The sequence below is a fragment of the Psychrobacter proteolyticus genome, assembly GCF_038155145.1.
Classification (GTDB): Bacteria; Pseudomonadota; Gammaproteobacteria; order Pseudomonadales; family Moraxellaceae; genus Psychrobacter; species Psychrobacter proteolyticus_B.
In genome coordinates this window covers 285,130-300,259 of the sequence record NZ_JBAKAY010000005.1, presented here as the reverse complement: position 1 = coordinate 300,259, position 15,130 = coordinate 285,130, and the positions used below count along the sequence as shown (strand labels likewise).

Annotated in this window: 10 protein-coding genes; 7 read left to right on the top strand and 3 right to left on the bottom strand. The window is 42.1% G+C overall.

What is annotated here, in order from left to right; all coding sequences use genetic code 11:
* The first annotated feature begins 1,055 nt into the window (after window positions 1-1,055).
* The 4 genes from thrS to rnr all read left to right on the top strand — a co-directional run bounded on the left by thrS (window position 1,056) and on the right by rnr (window position 7,583).
* Window positions 1,056-2,990: a threonine--tRNA ligase gene (gene thrS / locus V6252_RS08595; protein ID WP_341610088.1), complete on the top strand. Its 1,935-nt coding sequence runs from the start codon at window positions 1,056-1,058 to the stop codon at window positions 2,988-2,990.
* Window positions 2,991-3,013: 23 nt separating this feature from the next.
* Window positions 3,014-3,517: a translation initiation factor IF-3 gene (gene infC / locus V6252_RS08590; RefSeq protein WP_057762155.1), complete on the top strand. Its 504-nt coding sequence runs from the start codon at window positions 3,014-3,016 to the stop codon at window positions 3,515-3,517.
* 405 nt (window positions 3,518-3,922) lie between these two features.
* Entirely contained in the window at window positions 3,923-5,167 is a 1,245-nt protein-coding gene (locus tag V6252_RS08585) for a toxic anion resistance protein (protein ID WP_298811134.1), read from the top strand.
* Between the two features lie 139 nt (window positions 5,168-5,306).
* Window positions 5,307-7,583 (top strand): ribonuclease R, encoded by a 2,277-nt coding sequence (rnr, locus tag V6252_RS08580; protein ID WP_341610087.1) that lies wholly within the window; start codon window positions 5,307-5,309, stop codon window positions 7,581-7,583.
* 117 nt (window positions 7,584-7,700) lie between these two features.
* Here rnr and V6252_RS08575 read toward each other — a convergent pair whose 3' ends face one another.
* The 3 genes from V6252_RS08575 to hisA all read right to left on the bottom strand — a co-directional run bounded on the left by V6252_RS08575 (window position 7,701) and on the right by hisA (window position 10,558).
* Window positions 7,701-7,982, bottom strand: a complete 282-nt coding sequence (locus tag V6252_RS08575) for a hypothetical protein (RefSeq protein ID WP_341610086.1) — start codon at window positions 7,980-7,982, stop codon at window positions 7,701-7,703.
* A gap of 81 nt (window positions 7,983-8,063) precedes the next feature.
* The gene (locus tag V6252_RS08570) at window positions 8,064-9,737 is read right to left on the bottom strand and encodes a mechanosensitive ion channel family protein (protein WP_341610085.1); all 1,674 of its coding nucleotides are present in this window, start codon (window positions 9,735-9,737) and stop codon (window positions 8,064-8,066) included.
* Between the two features lie 83 nt (window positions 9,738-9,820).
* A complete protein-coding gene (gene hisA, locus V6252_RS08565; RefSeq protein ID WP_102094878.1) occupies window positions 9,821-10,558 on the bottom strand; it encodes a 1-(5-phosphoribosyl)-5-[(5-phosphoribosylamino)methylideneamino]imidazole-4-carboxamide isomerase in 738 nt (245 codons plus the stop codon).
* 1,095 nt (window positions 10,559-11,653) lie between these two features.
* Here hisA and V6252_RS08560 point away from each other — a divergent pair.
* The 3 genes from V6252_RS08560 to V6252_RS08550 are packed head-to-tail and all read left to right on the top strand — an operon-like array spanning window position 11,654 to window position 15,130.
* Window positions 11,654-13,006: a Na(+)-translocating NADH-quinone reductase subunit A gene (locus V6252_RS08560; protein ID WP_341610084.1), complete on the top strand. Its 1,353-nt coding sequence runs from the start codon at window positions 11,654-11,656 to the stop codon at window positions 13,004-13,006.
* Between the two features lie 5 nt (window positions 13,007-13,011).
* Window positions 13,012-14,247, top strand: coding sequence for an NADH:ubiquinone reductase (Na(+)-transporting) subunit B (locus V6252_RS08555; protein ID WP_057762164.1), 1,236 nt, complete (start codon window positions 13,012-13,014; stop codon window positions 14,245-14,247).
* Window positions 14,228-15,130: a Na(+)-translocating NADH-quinone reductase subunit C gene (locus tag V6252_RS08550; protein ID WP_341610083.1), complete on the top strand. Its 903-nt coding sequence runs from the start codon at window positions 14,228-14,230 to the stop codon at window positions 15,128-15,130. Before V6252_RS08555 ends, V6252_RS08550 begins: the two co-directional genes overlap by 20 nt.

Sequence of the window (15,130 nt, the reverse complement as noted above, 5' to 3'; positions counted from 1 at the left end):
CGTAATGAATTAACTTTGAGTTTTTCTGCTGTCTTAAATGATAATTTTTATAGTTGATAATCTTTCCGAAAAGAAAAGATAGTCAACTTTATTTTTTAGCATTCTGAATCAGCAAAAATCCACACAAGTTGTTCTTTAGTTATGCTTTTAAATAATGTCTGACACTGTCGTCCAGTGCTAGTATTTCAAACTAAACAAGTTAGCCAATGTGGCTTATCCTATTTAGCGAGCTGACCATCATATCATGTTTTAATAGTCTGTCAACTTCTTTTTTTAATTTGTTTCAACAAGTTAACTGGGTTATTTATATGTAATCTACATATAAGCTATCTCCAGCTCGTCTTGATGAGGTGCGTATTATAGACGGTTTAACTTTTGTGTCAACCCGTTTTATTAATGTTTTTCAACTTATTTTAGTAGATGAATAAATCTTTATTTCTTTCAATAGGTTATAAATTCAACGTTATTTATTTTCTTTAATACTAGTGTGTAATACGATTTAATTCACTAATTTTTAATAAAGGTAGGCTTTATTTAATCATAATAAATGGGCTTATTCATCCTGCTCTTCTTGCATGTCCCTTCTAAGTAAATTGTCTCTCATATCTCTCAATGTTGATATTCATATAATTAGCACTATATAGAAGCTAAGTTATTCGGGGTTATATGATGCTTTCAATATATTGTCCTATGTAGTGTAGTATCTGATACTACCTTTATCATAAGATACGGCTCTTATATTAGTCGTCGCGCAATCCCTTGATATCTAGTGTTGAGAGACGGTTTTTGCTATAATAGGTATTTTGCTGCATTACTTATATATGTTGGCTGTTATATTACTTCTATAGCGAAATGCGTTTTGCTGCAATGCTATTGATTAACTAGCTTTAGGCCTTACATTGGTCCTAGCATATATAGTCATAGTAAGACTCTAGGTAATGCGTCCCTTTCACAACATATCACGATGATTAGATATAATTGATGTGGTCTCACGGTTATATGATTGATGGTTGCAGTCATCACTGCCAACGGACCCAATAATAGGCGAATAGATTATGGTAGCGATTACTTTACCCGATGGTAGTGTAAAAGACTTTGAAGGTCATACAACAGTCATGGAAGTGGCGCAAAGTATTGGGACAGGACTCGCTAAAGCGACGGTTGCTGGGCGTGTAAATGGTCATCTAGTAGATGCACATGATCCTATCGTTACTGATGCCAATGTTGAAATCGTAACGCCAAAAGACGACGACGGTGTCGATATTATCCGTCACTCATGTGCTCACCTATTAGGTCATGCTGTTAAACAGCTTTACCCTGATGTGAAGATGGTCATTGGTCCTGTTATTGATGATGGTTTTTATTACGATATCTTTAGTGAAACGCCATTTACGCCTGAGCATATGGAAGCGATTGAAAAACGCATGATGGAGCTGATCAAGCAAGATTATGATGTTATCAAAAAAATGACGCCACGTGCCGAAGCGATTGAGATATTTGAATCACGTAACGAAGACTATAAGTTAAAGCTTATTAATGATATGCCAGGTGAGGAAGCCTTTGGTCTGTATCATCACCAAGAATATGTGGATATGTGCCGTGGCCCGCATGTGCCAAACACACGCTTTTTGAAAGTATTTAAACTGACCAAGATGTCAGGTGCTTATTGGCGCGGCGATGCGAAAAATGAGCAGTTACAGCGTATCTATGGTACTGCGTGGGCTGATAAGAAACAGTTAAAAGCTTATATCCAGCGCATCGAAGAAGCAGAAAAACGTGACCATCGTAAAATTGGTAAAGCGTTAAACCTATTTCATATGCAGGAGCAGGCGCCAGGTATGGTGTTCTGGCATGCTAATGGTTGGACGATTTATCAAGTACTTGAGCAATATATGCGCAAAGTACAATACGACAATGGCTATGAAGAGATTAAAACACCTCAAATCGTCGATCGTAGTTTGTGGGAGCGCTCAGGACATTGGGGTAACTATGCAACCAATATGTTCACGACTTCTAGTGAAAACCGTGATTATGCGGTAAAACCGATGAACTGCCCTTGTCATGTGCAAGTGTTTAACCAAGGCCTAAAGTCTTACCGTGACTTGCCATTGCGTATGGCTGAGTTTGGTTCTTGTCATCGTAATGAGCCATCAGGTTCACTACATGGTTTGATGCGTGTGCGTGGCTTTACTCAAGATGATGCGCATATCTTTTGTACGCAGGCACAGATTCAACAAGAAGTTGCTGACTTTATTAAGCTAACGCTTGCTGTCTATGAAGATTTTGGCTTCGATAATATTATTATGAAGCTCTCTACCCGTCCTGAAAAACGCGTTGGTAGTGATGAGTCTTGGGACTTTGCAGAAAAAGCGCTAGCAGATGCGCTTGATAGCTCAGGGCTAGACTGGGACTACCTACCTGGTGAAGGTGCATTCTATGGTCCGAAGATTGAGTTCAGTCTAAAGGATTCATTAGGACGCATTTGGCAGTGTGGCACTATTCAGGTTGATCCGAACATGCCTGAACGACTAGATGCAGAGTTCGTCAATGAGCAAAACGATCGTGAAGTACCTATTATGTTGCACCGTGCAATCTTAGGTTCGTTCGAGCGTTTCATCGGTATTTTAATCGAAAACTATGCTGGTTGGATGCCAGTATGGCTAGCGCCGCAGCAAGTTGTGGTCATGAACATCACTGATAAACAAGCTGATGCATGTGAAAACGTGGTTAGCGAGCTCAAAAATGCAGGTTTGCGCGCTATTAGCGACTTGCGTAACGAAAAGATTGGATTTAAGATACGAGAGAAAACATTAGAACGTATTCCCTATATGCTAGTATTAGGGGATAAAGAAGTCGAATCGGGCAGTGTTAACGTCCGAACTCGCGAAGGTGAGAACCTTGGCGTGATGAGTGTTTCTGAATTTATTACATTAGTACAGACCGCTGTCAGTAAAAAAGGCCGACAGACCCCAAAAACAGATGAGGAGTAATACCTATTAAACAGTCCAACCGTTTGAACATCAACGAAGATATCAATGTCAAAGAAGTCCGTCTCGTTAAAGAAGATGGCGAGCAAATGGGCGTGGTTGATATCGCAACCGCGATGAAAGCGGCACGTGATGAAAATCTAGATTTGGTTGAATTAGTTCCTGAAGCTAAGCCGCCAGTATGTAAGATCATGGATTATAAGCACTTCCTCTATGATCAAAAGCAAAAGGCTAAAGAAGCTAAGAAAAACCAAAAGCAGACTCAGCTTAAAGAGATGAAGCTACGTCCTAGTACCGAAGAGGCCGATTATCAGGTTAAACTGAGAAAAATCGTGAGCTTCTTGGAAGATCAAGACAAAGTTAAAATTAGCATCCGTTTCCGCGGACGTGAAATGGCGCACCAAGATATCGGTCGCAAACAACTTGATCGTATCATTGAAGATACTGCTGATATCTCAAACGTCGAACAGTACCCTAAGATGGAAGGTCGTCAGATGGGTATGCTGCTTGGACCCACTAAGAAAAAGTAATCTGTCTATTGGATTGCTTTGAGTGGTGGCTGTTAGTCTATATAGCTATTTATAACTCTAACCATCAATATGCTGCGGGATATTGATGGTTTTTTATTATTTGGACTCAAAAACGGCTGTAATGAACGCAGCTATATTGAACATAATAGCCTAGTATCATTGACTGACGCTATTTTACAAAATCCACCTTCTCAACTTTCTGATTACACGGTAATCTAAAGGTCTAGTTATATTTACTAGACGGTATTTAGCAGTAACTAATGATCATTTGATAAAAATTAGTACGAGCTAAAGACACCTTATAAACGTATAAAAGCTAAGTGTATAAATAAAAACAATGTATATCACGGCTGTCAGAGTCGTTGACAAAAAACACTTCCCTTCTCCGATATCAGAGGATATTTCATGCAAGAATTGACGCCACCAGAAAACGCTACAACTCCTAGTATCTCTCTAACAGCACCTGAACCTGTCAAAGAAATACAGAAAAGTGAAGCAGATCAGATGGTCAAATTGGATGAAAGCCAAATTCCTGAGCTCGATGCCAAGGTTGATGCTTTTGTTGATCATGTGATTACCAACTCTGTGCATAGCGATGAGTTTCGACAGAACGTGCAGTCTATTCATAATCTAGGTACCAAAGAGATTCGTGAATCTGCACAAGTCTCTAATCGAATGTTAGATTTGCCTGCAAAAAGTCTGAATGACAGCTTATTTGATAATTCCCCTATCGCCAAATCGTTGACAGAACTACGCGGGATTGTTGAAGACTTAGATCCGAGTAAAAAAGAGCTGACCAGCTCACGCAAGCTGTTCGGTCTCATTCCGTTCGGTAATAAAGTACAAGATTACTTCCGTCAGTATGAATCCGCACAATCACATATTAATGCCGTTGTGACCAGTCTCTATAATGGTAAAGACGAATTGCTCAAAGACAATGCGATGATTGAGCAAGAAAAAGTCAATATGTGGGAGCTGATGCAGTCTATTCGCCAGTATGTCTACGTTGGCAAAAAGATTGATGAGCAACTTGAGCAAAAGGTCTATGCGATAGAAGCAACAGATCCAGAAAAAGCTCGCATCATTAAAGAAGAGATGTTGTTTTATGTCCGTCAAAAAAACACTGACTTTTTAACCCAGTTAGCAGTAAATGTACAAGGCTATTTGGCGCTTGATACCATTCGCCGTAATAACTTAGAGCTGATTAAAGGGGTCGATCGCGCAACCACGACCACAGTGTCAGCTTTACGCACGGCTGTTGTCGTTGCTCAAGCAATGACCAATCAAAAATTGGTATTGGATCAAATCACTGCATTGAACAAAACCACCAGTAGTTTAATTGAATCAACGTCAGCGATGCTTAAACGTCAGTCAGGTGAAATCCATGAGCAGGCGACCAGCAGTAGCATTGAGCTTGATAAACTGCAAAATGCTTTCAATAATGTCTATGACACTATGGATATGATTAGTAATTATAAAATTGAAGCGCTAGAGAATATGAAGCAAACGGTCAATACACTGACCACTGAAGTAGATAAAGCACAAAAATACTTGGATAAATCAAATCAGACTACGGTATTAGAAGTCTCAAAAGAGTTGGATAGTAAAAAAATCACTAACCAATCGAGTAATGTCGATATTGATATTTGATTCGTCCCTATAGCGGTCGCTAGAAAACTGACCGCTTCCTGCTACCGAATACACATAAGACAATTGACACAAGATATTGCGACGTCGTTCGTGTTAAGATAGCCACTATTAATAATTTTAAAAATAGATACGGTAATTTATGAGTTGGAATGATCCAAACGCCTCAAGTGAGGCAAAAAAATATGACAACCCGATTCCTAGTCGTGAGCTGATACTCAGCACGGTTAATGAGCATGGGGAAGTCACGCATCAACAGTTGGCAAAAGCCTTTAACATTGATGATCCTGATCAGTTTGATGCTTTGGGCAATCGCCTAAAAGCAATGGCGCGTGACGGCCAAGTGAATCGTGATGGTCGTCCTTATCGCTATCGTACGGTAACCAAGCAAGATATCGTCTCAGGTACAGTGTCTGCACATCCAAAAGGTTTTGGTTTTGTGGTGCTAAGTGATATGCCAGATTTGTTTTTGCATGAAAAACAAATGCGCTGGGTATTTAATGGCGATACAGTAGCAGCAGTCGGCACTTCGACAGACAATCGCGGACGTACCGAAGGGCGTATCGTCGATGTTGTCGAACGTCGTCAAAACAACTTTATCGGTACACTTGCTCGTGATGAAGACGGCTATTGTGTTGAGCTTGGTAGCCCGAACAATCATCAACCGATTACGGTTACTGATGACAATGTTCAGGCGCTAAATATTAAGCAAGGCGCTCCTGTTAAAGTCGATATCATTGACTGGCCAAACCAGCATGAATTTGCCACTGGTAAAATCACTGAAGTGCTGTCTGATGACAATGATCGTGAATTGATTATTGAGACTACCTTGCTCAACTATGATATTCCATCAGATTTTAGCGAAGCTGCGCTTAAACAAGCTGATGACTATCAAGAGCCAACTGAGAAAGACATAAAAGGTCGTACAGACATACGTCATCTACCGCTTGTCACTATCGATGGCGAAGATGCTCGTGATTTTGACGATGCTGTATTTGCTGAAAAGCGTTCTGGTGGTAACTACCGTGTCGTGGTTGCGATTGCGGATGTCAGCTATTATGTGACACCGAATTCACCACTTGACCAAGATGCCTATGAGCGTGGTACTTCGGTATACTTCCCGCATCGCGTGATTCCGATGTTGCCTGAAGTGTTGTCTAACGGTCTATGCTCATTGAACCCTAATCTAGATCGCTTATGTATGGTTGCTGATATCAAGATATCGCGTGCCGGTAAAGTGACTGGATATGAGTTCTATCCGTCAGTGATGCATTCACAAGCCCGTCTGACTTATAATCAAGTAAATGATTATCTTGTGAACCCGAATGATAAGAGATTACCTAAATCACTGACAGGCAATAAAGACGTTAAAAAATCTGTTGATACGTTACATCAGTTGTATGAGCTACTACTTAAAAAGCGTGAAGAACGTCATGCAATGGAGTTCGAAACGGTTGAAACGTATATCAAGTTTAACGAGAAAGGCGGAATCGAAGCGATTTTACCACGCACTCGTGGCGACTCTCAGAAGCTAATCGAAGAATGTATGCTGCTTGCCAATACTTGTGCTGCAAACTTCGCACTTAAACATGAGTTACCAGTTTTATATCGTAACCATGATAAGCCTGATAATGAGAAGTCGATGCGTATTCATGAATATGCGAAAAACTTTGGCTTACCATTCCCAGAAGAGAATCCAACGCAAGCGGATTATCAACGCATTATCGAAGCAACTAAAGATAGACCAGATGCCATCAGTATTCATAGCATGCTACTGCGTTCAATGATGCAAGCAAACTATGCACCTGACAATATTGGTCACTTTGGCTTAGCATATGACGAATATAGCCACTTTACCTCGCCGATTCGCCGTTATCCAGATTTGATGCTGCATCGCGCGATTAAGGCAAAAGTCACCAACAGCCAGCAACCTGTTATGGACTTTTCTCTTGAAGGTGCTGGTACACAAACGTCAGATACAGAACGCCGTGCAGAAAAAGCATCACGTTATGTAGAATCTTGGCTCAAGTGTCACTATATGACGGATCATGTCGGTGAAGAGTTCGAAGGTGTTGTGACTACGGTTACTAGCTTTGGTCTATTCGTCACATTGACTGACTTATATATCGATGGTTTGGTTCATATCTCAAACGTTGGCGATGATTTCTTTGTTTACGATGAGCAGCAACAGCAGCTTATTGGTAAAGATAAAGGCACGCTATTTGGACTTGGTGATTCGGTTAAAGTTAAGGTTGCGGGTGTCAATATGGATCTGCTACAGATTGATTTTGATTTGAAGGCTAAATTGCAATCTAGTGCAATGAACCAAACTAAAAAAGGTCAACCGAAGAAAGAGCAGCCGAAGAAAGCCCCAGCAAAAAGAAGCAGCAACCGCAGAGGCGCTGCCAAAAAAAGCTAAGTTTAGACTGATACTTAGATACTGATGTTGTAATACTATAAAAAAGGCTAACGTGATCGTTAGCCTTTTTTATGCTATGTACTTTTCAATCATCAATGATATAGCTATTTATTGTGCCTATTGCGCATCGTCCAATTGGTTTACACGGTCTTGCTCGGCTTGCTGCGCTTGATCAATTTTGCTAGTAGCACTATCTACGATAGCTTTCGGCTGTTGACTAAGTGGCTGGCTAGTAATATCTGTATCAGAGCTAGCTACTGTAGCATCAGGCTGTTCAGCCGCTATGCTACTAGCTGCGACCTCTCTGTTTTGTTCGCGACTATTGCCATTGATAATGTTAAAGCCGAGTAATGCCACAATACCAATTACTGCAAAGATAATGACGTGTTTCATTTCCATAAAAAGCCCCGTATTTGAATAACCACCAAATATAGATTCTGTTGCACTTTTTATGCCTAAATCTTATTTAACGTCTAGTACCTATTCTTGCGGGCTATTATTATTCAATAAGTCAGTCTCATCTGAGCTTTGAGCAATCTCTTGCTCTACCTTTTCCATCAGCTTATCGTCAGGACGGGCGTCGAGAACCTCATTAGCACTGCGACCTTGTAAAATGGTTTTGGCTCGAGCCTTGGCTTGTTTTTTATCTTGGTCATCCGTATGACTCCCGCTGACCTGATTTGTTTCAGCAGGTTCAGGAATTGACGGCGTAATCGTTATATCAGATTGAACATTATTAGCATTGTTGGCACTGCTTTGCATGTGTTCAAAGGCTTTTTCTAACTTGTTGTTAAAGCGCAGACGATAAATAGGCTCAGGTAAGCTAAAGCCTTTATCTTCTAGTGCATGCTTGGTCTCACGAATGGCGATACTGCGTGCTTTGGCAAAGTCAGTCTCTGATTGATCTACCCAAACCTGAAATTCCAAAACAATATTAGAATCGCCTACATTGGTAATAACCGCAATCGCTTTAGGCTCGTCCAAGACAAACGCTAGTGTATGTATTGCATCTAGCCCTACTTTGATTGCTGCTAAAGGATCATCATTGGCATCAACGCCCAATTCAAAAGTAAATCGGCGCTCAGGATTTTTGGTGTAATTTAGAATTGTACCTTTAAAGACTTCAGCATTAGGAATACGTAGCTGATTACCATCTAATGTCATCAGTATTGTCGCACGTGAGGTCAAGCGAACCACGATGCCCTCTTGCCCATTAATCACGATATGATCACGGGCACGAAAAGGTTGGCGAATGCTCAGCATTAGTGAAGCGATATAATTTTCAATGGTATCTTTGACTGCGAAACCAACCGCAATACCAATGACACCTGCCCCACCAAGCAATGTGCCTAAAATAGTCTCTGCACCTATTAGACTTAGTCCTAGAATCAGACCAAAGATAATAAAGATGACTTTGACCGTTTGTGACAGCAGCTCAGCGACAAATGGATTGGGTGTTAAACGTTGCCACATCTTTTTGCGATTAGATAACCAACTGCCAAACCATGCCACCAAGGCAAATATAACAATGCCGACCAATAGTAGCGGTAGCGCCTTCACTAGATTGGTCGCCTGCGCTTTTAGACCTTGATAGACCGTTGAGACATTCTCCTGAACATCTAGTGTGCGGTTAATTCTATCTTCTACAGTGACGACATCTGTTAGTCGGTTGGTTAAGTTAATCGCTTGCTGTGCTTTTTTTTCGTTGGCTGTCTCTCCCGTTAGGGTAACGACCCCTTGGGTGACACTAACATTGACGGCTTGTAAGCCTTCGATTTCAGAGAAAATACCGCTGATACGTTGACGAATATCGTTGTCTTTTTGCGGTGTGGGTGTGGTTTCAATTTGAGCATTATTAGTGCTTTCGCCACTGATTACTGGCGGTGGAGCAGGCGTTGGCAATGAGCTAGCAGGTTCTGTGGTATCACCTGTTAATGTCTCATTTCCTGATATAGCAGAATCATCGTTAGATACGCTTTCCTCTGTTGTCTCTACACCTTCAGTCGTCTCTATACCTAACGCTGCTGCGATACCAGAAATCTCTTCACTGGCAGCATGCGCTGAGAACGCAAAAAGGATGCTTAGTAGCAACACCATTTGACCCCACGCTTTTATAGAACTGCGTATTATTGAACGGTCAATGTAAGTGGCCATAAGCATCCTTTATTTTTTACGGATTTTTCTCGCTTAGCTGATTGCTGATAATTAGCTGCCTGATTTTAGCTGCCTAGCTTTATTTAGCTATCTAAATAAAGCTGTGCTTCGCTTAAGTTCAGCGTGCCTTCATAGATAGCACGACCAGTGATAATACCTTCGATACAATCACCATAAGGCTTTAACAGCTCAATATCTTTCATATCAGTAACGCCACCTGATGCAATCACAGGTAGTCCGCCTTCACGCGCCAAATTAACGGTTTGTTCAACGTTGACGCCCTGCATCATGCCATCGCGCGCGATATCAGTATAAACAATCGATGACACGCCGACGTCTGCAAAGCGCTTAGCAAGTTCGGTCGCTTTGGTATCTGTCACGTTTGCCCAGCCATGGGTGGCTACCATACCGTCTTTGGCATCGATACCGACGATGATATGTCCTGCAAATTCGCGGCAAGCTTCCGCGACAAAATTAGGATCTTCAACAGCTTTTGTACCGATAATGATATATGTCAAACCTGCGGTAATATACTGCTCGATGGTATTCATGTTGCGTACACCGCCGCCCAGCTGAATAGGCAGGTTCGGATAGGCTTTGGTGATATCATTGACCACTTGTCTATGTACTGGCACGCCATCAAAGGCACCATTCAAATCGACCAAATGTAAGCGACGCGCGCCTTCATCTACCCAACGCGCTGCCATAGCAACCGGATCATCAGAGAACACCGTATCATCTTCCATACGGCCTTGTTTTAAACGTACACACTTACCATCTTTTAAATCAATAGCCGGGATAATGACAGGCACAGCACACATATAGCATTCCTTATAAAGCACAAGATTGGCAATAAATTTAGTAAATTAAAATTTTGAGAATGAAACGTTATCGAAGCATCAAATAACGAGAGAAAACGCTGCTTAAAAGTAGCATAAATTATGGACAGATCGAAAACCAAGACATCGCTAAGTTAGCAATCTGTTTGAATACAAATAAGAAAGACAGAAACTAGACAATCATAACCATAAGTTTTAGTACGTAGAATCACTACCAACAATCGTTAAATTCTATTACTGACTGGCAATTTTAGGTCAATTTAGCGTATAATCCTAGGTAAATTTTTATTTGTTTCTATGTGATAGTAACCATGTGTTACGCTTTTTGTTGAGTTGTTACAACTCACTAATACAGCATGGTAATCAGGATGGATCGAGCAATCGCTCAATACGCCAATAAAATATTGGCCAAGAAATTGCTAAAAAGGACTATCTGAAAAATCTCAACCAATAGTCTCTAAACCATCGATTCTGCGGTATTTAACCTCAATTAGATGTCTTGCAAGTCCCTATCACTAGCTAACTATATTAAAACCGTTACGATTAAAACTATAGCAGCTTATAATAAGTGAGGTTTGCTTATCAGTTGCTTAGCTAGTTTGTCTTTTAACCAGTATATCATCTACCTTAATAGATCGTTATTTGGCCACACTCTTATTCTATCGAATATCTTTAAACGATATTAGTGAACGAGAGATGGTCAAACATACTGGTGTTACAAGTTTTAAATTTCAATGAAACGTGTGATAAAGCCATTTGTATTTAAACCAGTCTCTTTTAGCCATGTGCTGTAGCGATTGGTTTCGATGAAACGGTTTTAGCATACACCTTGGTAGCCAGTCGCCACTTTGGTAATTCGAATAAGACATTAACGTGTTGTTAAGGAGTCTAAGGTCAGCGTTAATACTCTTACTAGTAGTTATGATCATGTATTGTCTTCACAGAGCTTTCATCCCTATTTCACTATAAAGGAAATAGACGATTGAAGGCTTTATTGAGTGATACAAATGTTCATGCTACCGATATACCAAACAGGACGTCTGGTATCGTTTTAGACTATGGACTAAGTTTTCGCTTATGATTACCATCAAAAAAGGTTTGGATTTGCCCATCACTGGTGAACCCTCCCGCGAGATATCTGAGCACCAACCGACACATGTAGCACTTGTTGGCTATGATTATGTGGGTATGAAGCCCACTATGAATGTCAAAGAAGGTGACATTGTAGCCAAAGGTCAGCCCGTTTATGAAGACAAAAAACGTGTTGGCGTGATCTACACTGCCCCTGCTGCCGGTAAGGTCGTCGCTGTTAAACGTGGCGAACGTCGAGTGTTTGAGAGTCTTGTGATTGCGGTCGACCCAAATGGTGAAGAAGTAGACTTTGAGCGCTATGACTCACAGCAGCTTGCTGACCTAGACTCTGAAGTCGTTGAAACCCAACTGATTGCCTCTGGCGAATGGACAGCGTTCCGTACGCGTCCTTATAGCCGCGCACCCGAAATCGGCGCTCGTCCACATGCCATCTTTGTCACAGCAATGGATACCAATCCACTTGCCTTTGACCCGATGCTTGTGATCAATGAGCAGCTACAAGCGTTCAATGATGGACTTGCTGTATTATCTACGCTTAGTCCAAAGATCTTTGTCTGCCATCATGGCGATACCCAACTGACGCCAGTTGCAAAAACTGCAGCGAATAACGTCACTGAGTATCATGGTTTTGCTGGTAAGCATCCAGCTGGTCTTGCTGGTACGCACATTCACTTTTTGCATCCTATCAGCCGCGGTGTGACCGTATGGACGATTGGTTATCAAGACGTGATTGCAATCGGTAAATTGTTCACGACAGGTCGTCTATATACGCGCCGCATGGTGAGCTTAGCAGGGCCTGCTGTCACTAACCCGCAGTTGGTTATGACTGAGCGTGGTGCTGATATTACTGCCTTAACCAAAGGTAAACTGGCTGCTGGCGAGAACCGTATCATTTCAGGTTCAGTATTGTCTGGTCGCAAAGTGTTTGAAAACATCGCCTATCTGGGTCGTTTTCACAATCAGATCAGCGTCTTGACTGAAGGCCGTGAGCGTCCTGCATTCCACTTCTTTACTCCAGGTAAAAACCGCTTCTCAAAACTGCCTATCTATATTTCGCAGTTCTTTGGTGGCAAAAAATACAACTTTACTACGACAAGTAACGGCTCACCACGAGCGATGGTACCAATCGGTGTCTACGAAGAAGTCATGCCACAAGATTACCTACCAACTCAATTACTACGTGCATTGATTGTCGAAGACATCATTAGCGCCGTAGATTTGGGCGTGCTTGAACTGGACGAAGAAGATTTGGCACTATGCACCTTTGTATCTCCTGGCAAATATGAATTCGGTGATATTTTGCGTGATAACTTAACGCGCATTGAGCTGGAGGGCTAACCACGATGAAATTTTTACACAATATGTTCGATCGTATGGAGCCATCTTTCACCAAAGGCGGCAAACACGAAAAGTACTACGCTATTTTTGAGATGTTTGATACGTTCTTACGTCAACCAAGCTCAACCACATATGCGTCATCGCATGTACGTGACGGGATTGACCTAAAACGTATTATGATTACTGTATGGCTATGTACCTTCCCAGCGATGTTTTGGGGTATGTACAACATTGGTCATCAAGCACTAACCGCTATCGCTCAGCTTGGCTTGCAGCCTGAAGGCTGGCGTACTGTGATCACTAGCATGGCAGGCTATAACCCAGACAGTATCTGGGCCAGCTTCGTCTATGGTGCGATGCAGTTTTTGCCTATTTATATCGTGACGTTTGCGGTAGGTATTCTCTGTGAGATTATCTTTGCTGTCGTCCGTGGACACGAAGTTAACGAAGGTTTCTTTGTGACTTCAGTTCTATTTGCATTATGTCTACCACCTGATATTCCTTTATGGCAAGTTGCCCTAGGTATTATCTTCGGTGTGGTTGTCGCAAAAGAAGTGTTCGGTGGTACTGGTAAAAACTTCCTTAACCCTGCCCTATCGGGTCGTGCATTCTTATACTTTGCTTATCCAGCCTATATGTCTGGTGACTCAGTATGGACGGCAGTAGACGGTTTCTCAGGTGCGACGCCTCTTGGCCTTGCAGCCCTTGGTGTGGTTCCTCAGGACTTCGTCGACGTCTATGGTAATGCCATTACGTGGAGTGATGCATTCTTAGGCAACATGCAAGGTAGTATCGGTGAAGTATCGACGCTAGCCATCCTAATGGGTGCTGCAGTGTTGCTATGGACGCGTATTGCTTCTTGGCGCATTATGGCAGGTTGTGTGGTCGGTCTGATTGCGACGTCTCTTGTATTCAACATGATTGGTTCTGAAGACAACATGATGATGAGCTTGCCGTTCTACTGGCACTTAGTTATCGGTGGCTTTGCTTTCGGTGCTGTATTTATGGCAACCGATCCAGTATCAGCTGCGCATACAAATAAAGGCCGCTGGGCTTATGGTATCTTGATTGGTTTTATGACCGTATTGATTCGCGTCATCAACCCTGCTTTCCCAGAAGGCATCATGCTGGCCATTCTATTCGCCAACTTATTTGCTCCATTGTTTGATTACTTTGTGACTCAAGCAAATATCAAACGCCAAACCGCTCGGAGGGTTCGCTATGTCCAAGCCCAAAAGTAATAACGCGAAAACCATCAGTGTGGCTTTGACGCTATGCTTGGTGTGTTCAGTGTTGGTTTCAGCAGTGGCTGTTGGTCTAAAACCTGCACAAGTTGAAAACGCACGTTTAGACCGTAACAAAAACATCTTAGTTGCGGCTGATATGTATGACGCTGAGTCTGATACAGCAGATGATGTCGCCGAACGTTTTAAAGATTTTGAAGTAAAAATCATTGATCTAAACGAAGGTACTTATCTCGATGACGACGCGCTAAAAACTGCTGGCATCCCTGATCGTAATGCTTATGACGCCAGTCAAGCGACAAAAAACCAAGCTTTAAGTGAAGACTTGGGTGACAACGATCCTGCTGGTATTGGTCGTAAGCCAAAATATGCCAAAGTCTATGTCAAAAATGATGACGCAGGTCAGCCAGAAACGGTTGTACTGCCAATTCAGGGCTACGGTCTATGGGGCACTATCTATGGTTTCTTAACGCTCGAAAGTGATATGAATACCATCAAAGGTATCAGTTTCTACGAGCATAAAGAAACCCCAGGTCTTGGCGCTCGTATCGAAGAGCCAGAGTGGCGTGCAAAGTGGAGCGGTATCGAGTCTTATGACGAGAATGGTAACGTTGCCACTGGTGTAACCAAAGCTGGTAACCCAAAAGAGAACTGGGTTGATGGCATCAGCGGTGCGACATTGACTAGCCGCGGCGTCAGCAACATGATTCAGTTTTGGTTAGGCGAGCAAGGTTATAAGCCTTATCTAGATACGCTACGCGAAAAGAGCGGCCAAACGGTTGAAGGTGCAGATACGCAAGCAAATCAATCAAAGTCGGCAGCTCAACCTAAAACCGAATTGGCAGCCAAGCTACCAGTAGCAAACGGCAAGGAGGCATAA

Excerpts from the sequence above, each read along its gene's own strand:
- thrS (WP_341610088.1), top strand. The coding sequence starts at position 1,056 with ATGGTAGCGATTACTTTACCCGATGGTAGTGTAAAAGACTTTGAAGGT.
- V6252_RS08585 (WP_298811134.1), top strand. The coding sequence starts at position 3,923 with ATGCAAGAATTGACGCCACCAGAAAACGCTACAACTCCTAGTATCTCT.
- rnr (WP_341610087.1), top strand. The coding sequence starts at position 5,307 with ATGAGTTGGAATGATCCAAACGCCTCAAGTGAGGCAAAAAAATATGAC.
- V6252_RS08575 (WP_341610086.1), bottom strand. The coding sequence starts at position 7,982 with ATGGAAATGAAACACGTCATTATCTTTGCAGTAATTGGTATTGTGGCA.
- V6252_RS08570 (WP_341610085.1), bottom strand. The coding sequence starts at position 9,737 with ATGGCCACTTACATTGACCGTTCAATAATACGCAGTTCTATAAAAGCG.
- hisA (WP_102094878.1), bottom strand. The coding sequence starts at position 10,558 with ATGTGTGCTGTGCCTGTCATTATCCCGGCTATTGATTTAAAAGATGGT.
- V6252_RS08560 (WP_341610084.1), top strand. The coding sequence starts at position 11,654 with ATGATTACCATCAAAAAAGGTTTGGATTTGCCCATCACTGGTGAACCC.
- V6252_RS08555 (WP_057762164.1), top strand. The coding sequence starts at position 13,012 with ATGAAATTTTTACACAATATGTTCGATCGTATGGAGCCATCTTTCACC.
- V6252_RS08550 (WP_341610083.1), top strand. The coding sequence starts at position 14,228 with ATGTCCAAGCCCAAAAGTAATAACGCGAAAACCATCAGTGTGGCTTTG.